The following is a 14,007-nucleotide window of genomic DNA, read 5'->3' on the forward strand; positions in this document are numbered from 1 at the left end:
GGGTTATGCACCGATCCTCGGCTTGCGAGCGCGTCACCACATCGGGAGCGTCTTCCTATTTCCCCTGCTCGGGGTCCGTCTAGGTATACCTAGAGACGGCCTTCATCAACGTACGCCAGAAGGCTTCGACGTCGATCCCGACCGCGATCTGGGCGTTGTCGGCCCGGCCCGTACGGTGGTGCAGGTCGACGACGGTGGCGCCGCGCGTGCAGGTGCCGGCGAGTTCGATCGCGAGCGGCGCGGTCACGGTCTGCACCAGGGCGGGGTCGAGCACGCAGGCGACGGCGACCGGGTCGTGCACGGGCGGGTCGCCGAGCGCGAAGTTGCGCAGGTAGGCGCCCGCGAAGAACGTCATCAGCTCGGCGCAGACCCGGCCCGTGCGGGAACCCAGGCTCTGGAACTCGGCGATGATGCCGGCCGTGGCCCGGACCTGATGCGTGACGTTGAGACCGACCATGGTCAGGGGCAGGCCGGAGCGCACGACGATGTCGGCCGCCTCGGGGTCGGTGACGATGTTGAATTCCCCGTACGGGGTCGTGTTGCCGCGTTCGGTCGAGCCGCCCATGAAGACGATCCGCCGGACGCGGGAACGAATCTCCGGATGCGTGCGCAGCAGCAGAGCCACATTGGTGAGCGGCCCCAGCGCGATCAGGGTGACCGGCTCGGCCGACTCCGTGACCAGCCGGCGGGTCAGCTCGACCGCGTGCTCCTCGGCCACCGGCGTGACCGGCACGTCCAGGTCGGGGCCGTCGAGCCCGGACGGGCCGTGGATGTAGTCGGCCACGGCCAGCTCCCCCACCAGCGGCCGGTCGCAGCCGGCGGCCACGGGGACGTCGCCCGCGCCGGCCAGGGCCAGGATGCGCTGCGCGTTGCGGGTGGTCTTGTCGAGGGTCTGATTCCCGGCCACGGTGGTCACACCGAGCAGCCGGAGCCGGGAATCGCCCGCGGCGAGCAGCAGGGCGAGGGCGTCGTCGTGCCCCGGGTCGCAGTCGATGATCACGGGGTGGGGCATGGGGCTCCCTCGTCGTGGTTATTCCGCTCCGAGGTCGCTGTGCTTGTCGAAGCCGATGTACAGGCGCGCGGCCGCGTTGGTGCCGAGCGAGCCGAGCGTCTCGAGCTCGCGCAGCCGCAGCAGGGCCGGGTGCTGAGCGTACGCCTCGGCCGCCGCGGCCAGCCGGCGCAACGCGTCGACCTCGGCGTCGGCCCGGATCCGCTTGGCCTGCGCCTCGGCCTCGGCCGCCACCCGCTCGGCGCCCGCCTTGGTGTTCGCCTCCAGGGTCTCGCGCTCGGCCCGCGTGCGGGCCTCGACCATCTGCGCCTCGGCCACGCGCTGCGCCGTGAGCACCCGGTTCATCACCTCCTGCAGGTTGCCCGGGAAGACCAGGTCCTTGACGTCGGCCCGGACGATCTGCACGCCGTAGCCGGCCGAGACGCCCTCGACGTCGCGCAGGATGTCCTCGCTGAGCTGGTTGCGGTTGGTCAGGATGGCCTCGAGCGTCATCGACGCCAGCGAGCGCCGCGCGGCCAGCTGCACGTCGCTGTAGATGCGGTCGGCGTAGTCGGCCACCTGCTCGACGGCGGCCCGCGGGTCGACCACCCGGAAGTGGGTGACGATGCTGACCCGGACGGCCACCTTGTCGGCGGTCAGGATCTCCTGGCCCTTGATGGTGAGCTCGCGCTCGCGCACGTCGATCGGCACGATCCGGACGGCCGGCCCCCGCTTGCTCCTGAAGCGGCTCCGCTTGGGCATCTCGTAGCGGCCGGGCTCGAGCACCTCGTCGAACCGGCCGTCGCTGTAACGCAGGCCGCGGAATCCGCTGTGGACGATCACCTCGGGAGTGTCGGACATGATTCACCTCTGAAAAAACGTCGGAGTGGCCCCGGAGCGGTTCCGATGTGAAGGATCGGTCGCCAGGAGGGCAGCGGATCAGCGTGGTTTGATCGCCAATGCATCCGGTGCGGAAGGACGTACTTCTGAAGCCGCCGGGGCCAAGATCAGAGTGACAGCCCGGGCGCCCGGCCACAACGCATTTTCAGTGTTCGCGGGCGTAGCGCATGACCTCGTCGACCAGGCGGGCCGTCTGCTCGTCGCGCAACGAGTAGAACAGGTGACGGCCCTGCCGGCGCCGGCGCAGCAGCCCCGCGTCGACGAGATTGCGCAGGTGGTGGGCGACGGCCGACTGGTGGGCGCCGATCGAGGCGGCCAGCACGGACGGAGTCTTCTCACCCTCACGCAGCAGGGCCACGATGTGCAACCGGCTCCCGTACGCCAGCCCGCGCAACGCATCGACCGCCCGGTCCAGTTCGGTCATGCCGGCACCAGGACCCGCAGCCGCGTCGCGAGCCACGACAGGAGCAGGATTCCGGTCGCCGTCAACGAGATGCTCGCCCCCGCGGCCACGTTCCAGCGCGCCGACACCCACAGCCCGGCCACCCCGCTGCCGATGCCGAGCAGCACCGCCAGCGCCGTGATGACCGGCAGCCGGTCCGACCACAGGCGGGCCGCGGCGGCGGGCGCGACGATCAGCGACAGGGCCAGGATCGTGCCGACCGCGGGCACCAGCGTGACCACCACGACCTCGATGGTCAGCAGCAGCACGACGTCCCACGCACCGAGCGGCAACCCGGACGCCCGGGCGCCGGCCCGGTCGAACGCGATCTGCTGCAGCGGGCGGGCCCCGGCCAGCAGCACCACCGCCACCGCGGCCAGCACGACCGCGGTGGTCACGAGGTCCCCCGGCGACACGGTCAGGATCGAGCCGACCAGGAACGACGACAGGTCCCGGCTGAATCCGCTCTGCGTCGCGACCAGCGCCGCGCCGAGCGCGAACCCGGCCGACACCAGCACCCCCGTGGCCGCGGCCGCGTCCTGGCCACGGCGCCGGGTCAGGGCGGCCACGCCGAACGCCACGACCACCCCGGCCACCGCTCCGCCCAGCACGATGTTGACGCCGATGATGGCGGCGGCGACCACACCCGGGAACGTCGCGTGGGTCAGCGCCATCGTGAAGAACGCCAGCCGGCGCAGCACGACCTGCACCCCGATCAGCCCACCGAGCGCCCCGGCCAGCACGACTTCGGCGGTGGCCCGGTGCAACGCGTCATCCCACCAGCTCATGCGCTCAGTCCGCGCCGCAGCAGCCGTACGGGGATCAGGAGCAGATAGGCGGCCACGAGCAGCAGCACCACCGCGGAGGCCGAAGTCAGCGCCACCCCGTACTCCAGCGAGGCGGTCCAGCTCAGCAACAGGCCCGCATACCCGGCGCCCACGATCAGCACCGTGCCCACGACGGCCATCACGGCCAGCCGGTCGGTCACCATGCGGGCGGCCGCGGCCGGCACGATCAGCAGCGCGACCACCAGGATCGTGCCGACCGCGCGGACGGCGGCCACGACGACGAGCGCGACCAGGACGTTGAGCCACAGGTCGATCCCGGCGATCCGGTAACCGGCCGCGGCCGCGCCCGCCGGGTCGAACGTACGGAAGATCATGACCCGGGCCCCGATCAGCAGACCCACCAGGACGACGACGGCCAGCACGGCGGTCTCGGCCAGCTGCCGCGGCGTGACGGTGAGCAGCCGGCCGAACAGGAACGAGGTCAGATCGGCGGTGTAGGAGGACCGGCGCGAGACCAGCACGACACCGATCGAGAACATGGCGGTCAGCACGACGGCCGTCGCGGTGTCGTCGGAGACGCGGGCGCCGCGGGTCAGCACGGTCAGCACGACGGCGGTGAGCAGCGCGGCCACCAGGGCCCCGGCGAACACACCGGCCAGACCGCCGGCCACGAACCCGATGACGACGCCCGGGAACACCGTGTGGGTGAGCGCGTCGGACACGAACGACAGACGACGGGCGTACACGAAAACGCTGACGGGACCGCAGATCAGGGCCAGCAGCGCGATCTCGGCCAGCGCCCGCCCCATGAAGGGCAGCTGGAACGGTTCGATCATCCGCTTATCCCGTAGGTCAGGCGCAGCGGCCCGCCCGCCAACGTCTCGTCGGGCGGGCCGGCCGCCCACTGCCGCCCGTTGAGCAGGCAGACCAGGTCGGCCAGCTCGCGCGCCAGGGTGAGGTCGTGGGTGCTGACGACCAGCGCGGTGCCTTCGGCGCTCAGTTCCCGCAGCACCCGTACGATCGCTTCCTGGCTCACCACGTCGACGCCGTTGAACGGCTCGTCCAGCAGCAGCAGGCCCGGCTCGGCGGCGATGGCCCGGGCCAGCAGGACGCGCTGCTGCTGGCCGCCGGAGAGCGTGCCGAACCGGTGGGTGGCCCGGTCGGCCAGCCCGACCCGGTCGAGCGCGTCGGCGACGGCCTTGCGGTCCACGGCGCGGGCGGGCCGCCACCAGCCGATCCGGCGGTAACGGCCCATCATCACGACGCGGCGGACACTGATCGGGAAGTCGGCGTCGAGGCTGCCCGACTGGGGCACGTAGCCGGCCCGGCCGCGGGCCGCCCCGGGGTCGCGCCCGAACACCGCGGCGCTGCCCTGAAGCACGTCGACCAGCCCCAGCATCGACTTGATCAGCGTCGACTTCCCGGCACCGTTGGGTCCGACCAGCGCCAGCTTCTGCCCTTCGCGCAGGGTGACGTCGACGTCGGTCAGGGCCGGCTTGCCCTGATAGCCCAGGCTGACGCCGCGATACTCGACCGCCTTCGCTGCGGTGACCGTCGCCTTTCCCGCCGCGCTCGTCTCAGCCGCCGTCCCGCTCGTCTCAGCCGCTGTCCCGCTCATCTCAGCCGCCGTCCCGCTCATCTCAGCCGCTCAGGCCGGCGATGATCACTTCGGTGTTGTGCCGCTCGGCGCCCAGATACGTGCCCTCCGGCGTGCCCGGCTCGCCCAGGCTGTCGCCGTACAGCGCGTCCTCCCCACCGATGACCTTCACGCCGGCCTGCTGCGCGATGGCCTCCACCGTCTTCGGCGGCAGCGAGCTCTCAGTGAAGATCGCCTTGGTCTTCGTCGCCTTGATCCTGGCCACCAGATCGCTGAGCTGCCGGGCCGACAACTCGGCCGAGGTGTCCAGGCTCGGAATGGCCGACCCGACGAACTCCAGCTTGTACCGATCGATGTAGTACCCGAGCGCGTCGTGATTGGTCACCAGCTTGCGATCGGCCGCCGGCAGCCCGGCGAACGCGGCCTCGTTGTCGGCGTCCAGCTGATCGAGTTCTTTCCCGTACGCGGTCAGGTTGCCGGCAAACGTCGCCGCGCCGGCCGGATCCGCCTTGGCCAACCCCTTCTCGATGTTGCCCACCATGATTTTGGCGTTGCGCGGGTCGTGCCAGATGTGCGGGTCGTGCTCGTGCTCTTCGGCCTCTTCTTCGCCGGCGTGCTCTTCCTCGTGCTCGTGGCCACCCTCACGCAGCTTCACGCCCACGCTCGAATCGACCACTTCCCCCTGGAAGCCCGACGCCTCCACGGTCCGGTCGAGCCATTCCTCCAGCCCTACCCCGTTCTTGACGACAACCTTGGCCTCGGCGATGGCCTTGATGTCAGCCGGAGTCGGCTCGAAGTCGTGCGGGTCCACGTTCGGCTTGATGATCTGCGTGACCGACACCGCGTCGCCCCCGATGGCGCGCACGAAGTCGGCCACCTCGGGAGTGGTCGCCACCACGGCCAGCTTGGGTGCGGCGCTCGCCTGCGCCGCCCCGGCTTCGGCCTCGTCGCCGGACCCGCAGCCCGCCAGCACCACGGCCCCCGCCGCCACCACGGCGATGCTCAGCAAGCTTTTCCGGTTCTTCATCATTCCGCTCCCTCACTCAGGAGCAAAACGATAATCACTTCCAACACAAATGGTCTAATGACAAGATGGCCATCCGTGCATATCACCGATCAAGCACCTGTACGCACGTCCACATATGCGCATGAAGCCACAGGTCGAGGCACTCACCCGCCCTATCGGCATCGGCCGAAGAATAGATCCGGCACCCCGATCAAGCGACATTTCATCAGGCGAAGGCGCCGAGGTGTCCGCTCAGCTTGGCGCGGCAGGCTGACCGCCGCCGAGGAACGTCGGATCGTGGACGTCAGGCTTGAAACGGCCGGGACCTCGGCGTACTGCCCATTGTATGGCCAGAGCTTCCGGAACCGATGGACAACGACGCCCCAGATGGCGATCCGCCTCGCGACCCGCTTTCACCCAACTCATGCCCGGCCTGTCAGCACTTCCGCGTCTGGCGGCCGCCGTAAAGGACTCCGACGAAGCGACACTGAGCGCGATCAAGGACAGGTTCGAGAATCACAACGGCCGGATCGTCGAGTCCTACTTTCCGGCCCACACCAATGCCTGCCTGCTCCTGGTGGAGAGAAACGGCAATCCGGACGGAGGACGCGAGGCCGAGAAGCCGTACCGAAGACTGATGGTTTGGATGGATCGCCGGGACATCGCCATGCGCCATCCTCCGTTCATCGCCGCCTACTGGCGCACCATCTGGCTGGCGCGACGGGCGGAACATGAATCGAAGAACGTGCTCACGCAACGCACACGGAACCTTTGTCTCGACATGCTCTTCGATGTAGCGGTGCTCCTCCTGGGCACGGTTGACTCGATCGCGTCCACAAAGGATGAAACCACCGTCCGACTGGAGCGGACGTCGCTCGTCGCCACAGCCGACCTGGATCGAGTCGAAAAGTTCGCCGAGCGTGGCGCGATACATCGCACGTTTGCCCGATATCTGCTGGGCTTACCGGCGGGAATAATGCTTCTGGCCCTGCCGGTCTATGTGATGGAGCAGCACCTGCGCATCGCACAATCTTTCCAGCACCTCATCACGCTGTGCATCATCGGCGGCGGAATCGGAGCCATCGCCAGCGTCATGGTTCGGATCACTCGAGGGCAGAATCTCTCCGTCGACGTCAATCAAGGCGGTGTTGTCACGTTCCTGGCGGGCGCGTTCCGACCGGTGATCGGCGCCGTCTTCGGCGTAGCGCTCTACGCTCTCCTCGAGGGAGGCCTGCTGCCCCTCACTGCGGGCGAGCAACAGAGTCACTTCTTCGGCGGCCTGTCCTTCCTCGCGGGTTTCAGTGAGAGGTGGGCCCAAGACATGATCGTTCGGAGCGCGCCCATTGCGCCTTCCCCCGCATCCGCCACAGGGCAAACGTCCAAGGAAGCAGGATCGAATCTCGCCGAGGAGCAGCCGCCGCACCGCTGATGAGGGAGCGATCCGTCGGAAAATCGCCCCGCACGTCGATGCTCAGCGCCCGCACCACGCCCGCAATGAGCCACCGGCGCCGCCGGCCCTGACAGACGGGACCCACGAGCCGCCCGTCAGCCGTTCCGGGGCCACCAGTCCGATCGCAGGAAGGTTGCGCGGAAGCTGGGGAAGGCTGGGAGCCGGCCGGAGAACGCGCCCGCCCGCTCGGCGAGGTTCGCGTCGAGGAGCCAGAGTTCGGGCTCACCGTGCCGGTGCAGACGACCAGCCGGTGCCCGCCGTTCAGGTAGGCCACGTCGACGGGCCGAGCCGCAGCCTCGCAACGTGCGCCGCGACGGATCCACCACCGGGCCGCCGCGATCACCACGAGCGACCCGAGCGCCGCCCCCGGCAGCACCAGATCCACGCCCGGCCCGTTCATGCCGCCATGGTCGCAAGATCCCGCAACGCCCGGCGACGGAGGCCGGCAGTAGATCGCCGCCGTGATTTTCCTCGATCGATACCTGAGCGGCGAGCACGAGCGGGTCTGGGCCGACCTTCGCAAGCTCGGCCCGGACGCCCGCGCCGGCGACGCCCGCGCGGTGGCCGCCGAGACCATGCGGCGCGTCCGGCGCAACGTGGAGGCCGTACGGGCTCGTCTCGACGCTGCCGGGTATCTGTTCCAGCGACCCGAGCAGGCTCAGGGCGGGCGCTGCCGCGATGGCGGCTCACGCGTGAGTCGGCCGACGGGTTGGACCCGATGTAGGTGCACGGCAATGTCGGGAACACCGACATACTGTTGTCGCGCCGGCGGCTCAGGATCGGGGCATGACCGAGAGCAACAACCCCACGACCGGTTCCACCGCCCGGCATTCGCTCGACCTGTGGCTGACGATGTGGAACACCGACGGCGCCCTCGCGCGGCAGATCTGTGCCGACGACTTCCGCATTCATTTCGCCGTGACCGAACGCGACGGGTCGGCCCCGGCGGACGACATTCGCACCGCCGGGGACTTCGCGAAGTATCTCGACTGGTGGCACGAGCAGAACCCGGGCGTCGTCTTCACCCGGATCGCCGATGCGATCGACGGCGAGCACGGCCGGCTGCTGTGGGATGTGGAGTCCGGCGGCACCCTCGCGGGCGGCGTCGACGTGTTCGACTTCGACGCTGACGGCCGGGTCCGGCGGGTGTGGTCCGTCGGCGGGCAGCGGAGCATGCGGAGCTGACGTACGGCCGCAAGCATGATCCGGCTCTGCCAGACTCGGGGGATGAAGCGTGCCGAGCGCCAGTACGCCCTGGTCGACCTGCTCCGCGCGGCGCGCCGGCCGTGGTCCGCGGCCCGGCTCGCCGCCGAGTTCGGGGTGTCCGCGCGCACCATCGAGCGCGACATCGGCTCGCTTCAGGTCGCCGGTGTCCCGATCTACGCCGACCACGGGGCGACCGGCGGCTACTCGATCCTCCGGGAGTACTCGCTGCCCCCGCTCAACCTGTCCGCCGCCGAGTCCCTGACGGTGCTGGCCGGGCTGGCCCTGCTCGACTCCTCGCCGTACCAGGGGGCAGCCCGCCGCGCCCGCGCCAAGATCACTGCCGTCATGGCCGAGGAGAACCGCGGGCCCGTGCAGGAGATGCTCGGGACGTTGCGGGTCATCGACGCCGTGGCCGCGACTGACGACGTGGTGCCGCTCGGGATGCTGGCCGACGTGGTGGCCGCCCGGCGCCTGGTGCGGCTCACCTATCTGGGCGAGAGCGCGGACAGCGCCCGCACCGTCCGCGACGTGGAGACGATGGGGCTTCTCCGCGCAGGGGACGCCTGGCTGCTCACGGGCTGGTGCCGGCTTCGCGGGGCGATCCGCGGCTTTCGCATCGAGCGGATCACCCGGCTGGAGATTCTCGGCGAGGTCCCGCCACCGCGCGACCCTGCGCTCCTGGAGGCGGATCTGGCGCGGTGGCCGACGCGGCGCCTCACCTGAGCCGGTGCCGGGACCGGACGGGCCGAGGGACCGGCCCGTGGTGAGCCGGCCCCTCGGTGACCCGTACGGGGTCAGGAGATTTTCTTCTTGTAGGCCGCCATGGCGAAGGCGTAGGCGACGAGCAGGATGCCCGCGCACCAGGCAAGGGCGATCCAGATGTCGTTGCCCACCGGCTGCTGGTCGAACAGGGCCCGGATCGAGTTGACGATCGCGGTCACCGGCTGGTTCTCGGCGAACGCCCGCACCGGGCCCGGCATCGTCTCGGTGGGCACGAACGCGGAGCTGATGAAGGGCAGGAAGATGATCGGGTAGGAGAAGGCGGAGGCACCGTCGGGGGTGGACGCGGTCAGGCCGGCGATGATCGCCACCCAGGTCAGGGCGAGCGTGAAGACCGTCAGGATGCCCGCCACGGCCAGCCAGCTGAGGATGCCGGCCGAGGTGCGGAAGCCGATGCCCAGCCCGACCAGCAGGATCACCACGACCGAGATGGCGTTGGAGACCAGCGAGGTCAGGACGTGTCCCCACAGCACCGACGAGCGGGCGATCGGCATCGAGTGGAAGCGTTCGAAGATGCCGCTCTTCATGTCGTTGAAGAGCCGGAAGCCCGTGTACGAGATGCCGCTGGCGATGGCGATGAGCAGCACGCCGGGTATCAGGTAGTTGACGTAGTTGTCGGTGTCGGCCTGGATGGCGCCGCCGAAGACGTATCTGAACAGCAGCAGGAACGCCAGGGGCATGATCGTGACGGTGATGATGGTGTCGAGGCTGCGCGACACGTGCTTGATCGAGCGGCCGAGCATCACGTTGGTGTCGCCGAGGACGTGGGTGGTCATGGTCAGGCCTGCTTTCCGACGACGGAGAGGAAGACTTCTTCGAGGGTGGGCTGCCGCTCGACGTATTCGACCTTCGCGGGCGGCAGAAGTTTGCGCAGGTCGGTCAGGGTGCCGGTGACGATGATGGTGCCCTGGTGGAGGATCGCGATGCGGTCGGCCAGTTTCTCCGCCTCCTCCAGGTATTGCGTGGTCAGCAGCACGGTCGTGCCGCCGCCGGCCAGCTTCTGGATCTCGTTCCAGACCTCGATGCGGGCTTCGGGGTCGAGCCCGGTGGTGGGCTCGTCGAGGAAGATCACCGGCGGGTCGCCGATCAGGCTCATCGCGATGTCGAGCCGGCGCCGCATGCCGCCGGAGTAGGTGCCCACGCGGCGCCCGCCCGCCTCGGTCAGGCTGAATCGGGCGAGCAGGTCGTCGGCCACGCGCTGCGGGTTCTGCACGCGCCGCAACCGGGCCAGCATGATCAGGTTCTCGCGCCCGGTGAGGATCTCGTCGACCGCCGCGAACTGGCCGGTCAGGCTGATCGACCCGCGCACCCGGGCCGGCTGTTGCACGACGTCGTGGCCGTTGACCGTGGCCGTGCCGCCGTCGGGTCTCAACAGCGTGGACAGGATCCGTACGACCGTGGTCTTGCCCGCGCCGTTCGAGCCGAGCAACGCGAAGATGCTGCCCTTGGCGACGTCGAAGTCCACGCCTTTGAGCACTTCGATCTGCCCGTACGACTTGCGGAGCCCGTCGACGTGGATGGCGGAAGTGTGGCTGTTCATGGGGGGTCTCCGTCCTCAGGAGTGGTGGATGACGATGTCGCCGTACGAGGTCCGGCCGCGGACCTCGACGGTCTGGGCCGCCTCGTCGGGTCCGACGACGTGCTCCATCTGGTTGCGCACGTGCCCGTAGGAGGTGCTGACCTCGAGCCAGGCCGCGGTGCCGGGGGCGATGCCGATGTCGAGGCCACCCAGGGCCGTGCCGAGGACAACCGATCCCCGTACGGCCTCACCCAGCCGGATGTCGCCCGACGAGGTCTTGGCGTCTACGCCCGCCGCGGCCCGCCCGATGTCGATGCGGCCGTTGGCGTTGCGCACCCGCACGTCACCGGTGGCCGTGTCGATGGCCGTCTCGCCGTTGGAGTTCTTGGCCACGACGGCGCCCTCGACCCGGCCCAGCTGGATCGTTCCGGAACCGGTGGAGACGTCGGCGTCCCCGGCGACCGTGCCCGCGGTGACGGCGCCGACGCCGGTGTGCAGGCGCAGCGGCCCGGTGTGGTCGAGCGAGACGTCGCCGGTGGTCTTGAGCCGGCACTCGCCGAGCCGCCCGGTCGCGCGGATGCTGCCCATCTGGAGGTGGGCGGACAGCGACGAGCCGGTGGGCAGTTCGACGGTCACGTCGACCGAGCGGGTCTTCTTGCTGAAGTCGAACATCCGCTTGGGGCCGGTGATCCGCAGTTCGCCGTGGCTGAGGTCGACCCGCAGCTGCTGGGCGGCTTCGACGTCGGACTGGTCGGCCTCGTCGCTCGGGCGGACCTCGACGACGGTGTCGGCGCGGTCGGTGGCGGTGATCTTCAGGCTGCCGACGCCGAACTCAACAGTGACGGCGATCGGTTCCGGGGTGTCGAAAACAGGCACGGTGGTCCCCACTTCATGGGTCGGTGAGTCGTCCCCGCAGGTCAGGGACGCGGAAGGAAGAGCGGAGAAGGTGCGGGGGTCAGCGCACCCAGCCGGTGAAGCCCTGCGCGGAGCGCTTCACGGTGGCGCGCGTGTCGGGTCGCGGATCGGAGCGTTGCAGACCGGTGGTGGCGGCCCGGACGAGCCAGGCGTTGACCGAACGACCCTCCTTGGCCGCAGCCTCCTCGATGGCGGTTTTGAGCTGCTCGGGCATGCGGACGTTGATGCGGGCGGCCGGGCCGTCCTCGGCGAAGGGCAGGTCGTCGGCGGGGGTGGCGTCGCCGGCGGCCGGCGCGGGGGTCTCGGACGGCGGCGCGGTCACCACGAACTCGGGGTCACGGCCGCGCAGCCGCAGCTCGACCGAGCCGGGCGCCAGGTCACGGGTGATCTCGTCGGCGGCGTGGGACAGCGCGTCCAGCAGGGTCATCCGGATCGCCGACTCCAGCGAGCCGGTCAGGCGCTCGACCAGCGCACGCGACTGTTCACCACCGGCTTCGGCCAGCGTCGCGAACTCGCGGCCGAGGTTGCTCACATACGAGGTCAAGTCCATGGCACCACTATGGCACACGCATGGCACCACTCGCAATCGATGTGGCACACAAATGGCACCACCTGGCACCACGCTGGTGCCGGTGTTTGGCCGAGGCCCGTACGGGCATCCCGTTCGACGAGGAAACGACCCGCAAGGAAGTGATGCACGATGTCCGGCGCGGCGCCTGCGCGCAACCGTTCCCGCGTTCGTGAGCTGCAATCCGGCACCGCCTGGTACGGCGTCAACCGCCGCCGCGTGCCACCCGGCCACGACAACCGCAACCGGCACCGCTGGGACGAGCCGGAGACCGAGGACCCCGGCTCACCGCCTGACTAGTCAGTCCACCAAGGCGACGTAGAGCGGGGAGCCCAGCAGCACCCGTTCGCCCTCGGGGCCCGGCTCGTCCATCAGCCGCTTGGCGATGAACTCCATGTTCTGCTCCGGCCCGCGCAGGCCGTCGGTGGCCGCGCGGACCGCCTCGGGCGCGTCGGTTCCGTCGACCCGGGTGATGCCCTCGAGCAGCGACGGCAGCTGCGACCGGCCCACCGGCAGCACCTGCTGGTCGGCTCCGGGCGGAGCACCGAACACGTGGGCGCGCGAGCCGCCGAGGCCGAGCACGGTCTTACCCGTACGGCCGCCGAAATAGATCATCGGGAAGCCGTCGGCCCCCACGGTCGAACCCCATCGCAGCGGCAACAGCCCCCAGAAGAACTGGCCCGGCTCGTCGACCGTGCCCAGATCACCGAAGTCGGTCAGGTGGCGGACGACCCGCTCGAGCCGCGCGGTGCGTTCGGCCCCGGCCAGCGACTCACCCGTCCGCTTGGCGGTGAAGAACTGCAGGCCCAGCCCGACCTCGGACGCGCGTTTGCGCAGGGCGCCGGGCTCGATCTGCTGGAGCAGCATCTCCACCTTGGCATCGCTGATGTAGACGAAATACCGGAACGACATCCATCCCCCTCGGCGGCGAACCCGAGTATCCCATCCCTTGTCGACACACGCGGCGGGGAGCAGAGCCCGGATGAACTCCCCTCCCCGCCGGCGCGTCAGTTCAGCACCATGTAGAGCCGCCGGCCGGCCGCGCGGTAACCGACCCGCTCGTAGACCCGCCACGAGTCCTCGCCGGACGCCTCCAGCCAGGCCAGATCGGCGCCCCGGGCGAACAACCGCCCGGTGACGGCCGCGGTGATCGCCGCGGCCAGCCCGCGGCGGCGGAACGCCTGGCGCACCGCGATGCCGCCGACCTCGCTGACCCCGCCGTTCGGCGCGACCGCGGTGCCGCCGCCGGCGCAGGTGCCGTCGGCGGCGACGGCCGCCATCGCCACGCCACCGGCGGACTGCAGCCGCAGCACCCGGGCGGTGTCGGACGCGGTGGCCGTCGGCTCCCCGCCGAACGCCTCGTTCTGCGCGCCCACCATCGCCGCGCGCTGCGCGTCGGTGTCCGGTTCGCGCAGGTCGAAACCGTCCGGCCTGGGCGGCACGAGCAGCGTCGCGCTGTCGCAGACCAGATAGTCGTGCCGCTCCTCGACCCGGAACCCGGCCGCGACCAGGAGCGATTCGAGGCCGGGAGCGCAGGTGACGACATATTCCAGGCGCGGCCGGCGGCCGGCCGCGCGGAACGCCGCCACCAGCGCGGCGACGTCGGCCGCCGTGATGGTCGCGCCGGGTTGCGGGGTGGCGTAGTTGATGTGCGGACTGTCGGTGCCCGGGTCGAGCCCGAGGACGAACGGCCCTACCTCGGCCGCCGCCGGACGGGCGGACAGATTGGCGGCAACGGACTGCTGGATACGAACATCCAAGATCACTGTGAAAACCCTCTGTGCGGTCGCTGACGAGACAGACGTCGGGCCGCCGCAGGTTTCAGGCGGCCGCTGAGCTCACCGAGAT

Annotated in this window: 17 protein-coding genes; 4 read left to right on the forward strand and 13 right to left on the reverse strand. The window is 70.2% G+C overall.

The features are described from left to right. Positions 1-79: 79 nt before the first annotated feature. The 7 genes from BKA14_RS13440 to BKA14_RS13470 all read right to left on the reverse strand — a co-directional run bounded on the left by BKA14_RS13440 (position 80) and on the right by BKA14_RS13470 (position 5,742). On the reverse strand, positions 80-1,012 hold the full coding sequence (locus BKA14_RS13440) for a nucleoside hydrolase (RefSeq protein WP_184951260.1): 933 nt from the start codon (positions 1,010-1,012) through the stop codon (positions 80-82). An 18-nt stretch (positions 1,013-1,030) separates the two neighbouring features. Beyond that, positions 1,031-1,849 (reverse strand): slipin family protein, encoded by an 819-nt coding sequence (locus BKA14_RS13445; protein ID WP_184951261.1) that lies wholly within the window; start codon positions 1,847-1,849, stop codon positions 1,031-1,033. A 184-nt stretch (positions 1,850-2,033) separates the two neighbouring features. Beyond that, positions 2,034-2,312 (reverse strand): ArsR/SmtB family transcription factor, encoded by a 279-nt coding sequence (locus BKA14_RS13450; protein ID WP_184951262.1) that lies wholly within the window; start codon positions 2,310-2,312, stop codon positions 2,034-2,036. Further along, positions 2,309-3,118, reverse strand: coding sequence for a metal ABC transporter permease (locus tag BKA14_RS13455; protein WP_184951263.1), 810 nt, complete (start codon positions 3,116-3,118; stop codon positions 2,309-2,311). Before BKA14_RS13455 ends, BKA14_RS13450 begins: the two co-directional genes overlap by 4 nt. After that, positions 3,115-3,954, reverse strand: a complete 840-nt coding sequence (locus BKA14_RS13460; protein ID WP_184951264.1) for a metal ABC transporter permease — start codon at positions 3,952-3,954, stop codon at positions 3,115-3,117. Before BKA14_RS13460 ends, BKA14_RS13455 begins: the two co-directional genes overlap by 4 nt. Next, a complete protein-coding gene (locus BKA14_RS13465) occupies positions 3,951-4,736 on the reverse strand; it encodes a metal ABC transporter ATP-binding protein (protein WP_184951265.1) in 786 nt (261 codons plus the stop codon). The genes BKA14_RS13460 and BKA14_RS13465 overlap by 4 nt, the downstream gene beginning before the upstream one ends. Before the next feature lie 22 nt (positions 4,737-4,758). After that, on the reverse strand, positions 4,759-5,742 hold the full coding sequence (locus BKA14_RS13470) for a metal ABC transporter substrate-binding protein (protein ID WP_184951266.1): 984 nt from the start codon (positions 5,740-5,742) through the stop codon (positions 4,759-4,761). Positions 5,743-6,145: 403 nt separating this feature from the next. Here BKA14_RS13470 and BKA14_RS13475 point away from each other — a divergent pair, with 403 nt between their 5' ends. The 3 genes from BKA14_RS13475 to BKA14_RS13485 all read left to right on the forward strand — a co-directional run bounded on the left by BKA14_RS13475 (position 6,146) and on the right by BKA14_RS13485 (position 9,100). Next, entirely contained in the window at positions 6,146-7,150 is a 1,005-nt protein-coding gene (locus BKA14_RS13475; RefSeq protein ID WP_184951267.1) for a hypothetical protein, read from the forward strand. A gap of 807 nt (positions 7,151-7,957) precedes the next feature. Continuing rightward, on the forward strand, positions 7,958-8,356 hold the full coding sequence (locus BKA14_RS13480) for a nuclear transport factor 2 family protein (RefSeq protein ID WP_184951268.1): 399 nt from the start codon (positions 7,958-7,960) through the stop codon (positions 8,354-8,356). Positions 8,357-8,398: 42 nt separating this feature from the next. Then, the gene (locus BKA14_RS13485; RefSeq protein WP_184951269.1) at positions 8,399-9,100 is read left to right on the forward strand and encodes a helix-turn-helix transcriptional regulator; all 702 of its coding nucleotides are present in this window, start codon (positions 8,399-8,401) and stop codon (positions 9,098-9,100) included. 71 nt (positions 9,101-9,171) lie between these two features. Here BKA14_RS13485 and BKA14_RS13490 read toward each other — a convergent pair whose 3' ends face one another. The 4 genes from BKA14_RS13490 to BKA14_RS13505 all read right to left on the reverse strand — a co-directional run bounded on the left by BKA14_RS13490 (position 9,172) and on the right by BKA14_RS13505 (position 12,141). Continuing rightward, positions 9,172-9,933: an ABC transporter permease gene (locus BKA14_RS13490; RefSeq protein ID WP_184951270.1), complete on the reverse strand. Its 762-nt coding sequence runs from the start codon at positions 9,931-9,933 to the stop codon at positions 9,172-9,174. Between the two features lie 2 nt (positions 9,934-9,935). Further along, a complete protein-coding gene (locus BKA14_RS13495) occupies positions 9,936-10,697 on the reverse strand; it encodes an ABC transporter ATP-binding protein (protein WP_184951271.1) in 762 nt (253 codons plus the stop codon). Positions 10,698-10,712: 15 nt separating this feature from the next. Beyond that, positions 10,713-11,552, reverse strand: a complete 840-nt coding sequence (locus tag BKA14_RS13500) for a DUF4097 family beta strand repeat-containing protein (protein ID WP_184951272.1) — start codon at positions 11,550-11,552, stop codon at positions 10,713-10,715. 79 nt (positions 11,553-11,631) lie between these two features. After that, a complete protein-coding gene (locus tag BKA14_RS13505) occupies positions 11,632-12,141 on the reverse strand; it encodes a toxin-antitoxin system HicB family antitoxin (RefSeq protein WP_184951273.1) in 510 nt (169 codons plus the stop codon). A 150-nt stretch (positions 12,142-12,291) separates the two neighbouring features. Between BKA14_RS13505 and BKA14_RS13510 the strand changes: the two genes are divergently transcribed. Continuing rightward, positions 12,292-12,459, forward strand: coding sequence for a hypothetical protein (locus BKA14_RS13510; RefSeq protein ID WP_184951274.1), 168 nt, complete (start codon positions 12,292-12,294; stop codon positions 12,457-12,459). Here BKA14_RS13510 and BKA14_RS13515 read toward each other — a convergent pair whose 3' ends face one another. Together BKA14_RS13515 and BKA14_RS13520 are read right to left on the reverse strand one after the other, a co-directional pair. Continuing rightward, positions 12,460-13,071, reverse strand: a complete 612-nt coding sequence (locus BKA14_RS13515) for a DUF7019 family protein (RefSeq protein ID WP_184951275.1) — start codon at positions 13,069-13,071, stop codon at positions 12,460-12,462. It lies immediately after the preceding gene. 95 nt (positions 13,072-13,166) lie between these two features. Then, a complete protein-coding gene (locus BKA14_RS13520; RefSeq protein ID WP_239093303.1) occupies positions 13,167-13,925 on the reverse strand; it encodes a GNAT family N-acetyltransferase in 759 nt (252 codons plus the stop codon). Between the last annotated feature and the right edge of the window lie 82 nt (positions 13,926-14,007).

It is taken from the genome of Paractinoplanes abujensis, from assembly GCF_014204895.1.
GTDB lineage: Bacteria > Actinomycetota > Actinomycetes > Mycobacteriales > Micromonosporaceae > Actinoplanes > Actinoplanes abujensis.

What these genes read in the sequence shown, in the direction of transcription:
- BKA14_RS13440 (WP_184951260.1), bottom strand. Translation starts at nt 1,012, where the DNA reads ATGCCCCACCCCGTGATCATCGACTGCGACCCGGGGCACGACGACGCC.
- BKA14_RS13445 (WP_184951261.1), bottom strand. Translation starts at nt 1,849, where the DNA reads ATGTCCGACACTCCCGAGGTGATCGTCCACAGCGGATTCCGCGGCCTG.
- BKA14_RS13450 (WP_184951262.1), bottom strand. Translation starts at nt 2,312, where the DNA reads ATGACCGAACTGGACCGGGCGGTCGATGCGTTGCGCGGGCTGGCGTAC.
- BKA14_RS13455 (WP_184951263.1), bottom strand. Translation starts at nt 3,118, where the DNA reads ATGAGCTGGTGGGATGACGCGTTGCACCGGGCCACCGCCGAAGTCGTG.
- BKA14_RS13460 (WP_184951264.1), bottom strand. Translation starts at nt 3,954, where the DNA reads ATGATCGAACCGTTCCAGCTGCCCTTCATGGGGCGGGCGCTGGCCGAG.
- BKA14_RS13465 (WP_184951265.1), bottom strand. Translation starts at nt 4,736, where the DNA reads ATGAGCGGGACAGCGGCTGAGACGAGCGGGACGGCGGCTGAGACGAGC.
- BKA14_RS13470 (WP_184951266.1), bottom strand. Translation starts at nt 5,742, where the DNA reads ATGAAGAACCGGAAAAGCTTGCTGAGCATCGCCGTGGTGGCGGCGGGG.
- BKA14_RS13475 (WP_184951267.1), top strand. Translation starts at nt 6,146, where the DNA reads ATGCCCGGCCTGTCAGCACTTCCGCGTCTGGCGGCCGCCGTAAAGGAC.
- BKA14_RS13480 (WP_184951268.1), top strand. Translation starts at nt 7,958, where the DNA reads ATGACCGAGAGCAACAACCCCACGACCGGTTCCACCGCCCGGCATTCG.
- BKA14_RS13485 (WP_184951269.1), top strand. Translation starts at nt 8,399, where the DNA reads ATGAAGCGTGCCGAGCGCCAGTACGCCCTGGTCGACCTGCTCCGCGCG.
- BKA14_RS13490 (WP_184951270.1), bottom strand. Translation starts at nt 9,933, where the DNA reads ATGACCACCCACGTCCTCGGCGACACCAACGTGATGCTCGGCCGCTCG.
- BKA14_RS13495 (WP_184951271.1), bottom strand. Translation starts at nt 10,697, where the DNA reads ATGAACAGCCACACTTCCGCCATCCACGTCGACGGGCTCCGCAAGTCG.
- BKA14_RS13505 (WP_184951273.1), bottom strand. Translation starts at nt 12,141, where the DNA reads ATGGACTTGACCTCGTATGTGAGCAACCTCGGCCGCGAGTTCGCGACG.
- BKA14_RS13510 (WP_184951274.1), top strand. Translation starts at nt 12,292, where the DNA reads ATGTCCGGCGCGGCGCCTGCGCGCAACCGTTCCCGCGTTCGTGAGCTG.
- BKA14_RS13515 (WP_184951275.1), bottom strand. Translation starts at nt 13,071, where the DNA reads ATGTCGTTCCGGTATTTCGTCTACATCAGCGATGCCAAGGTGGAGATG.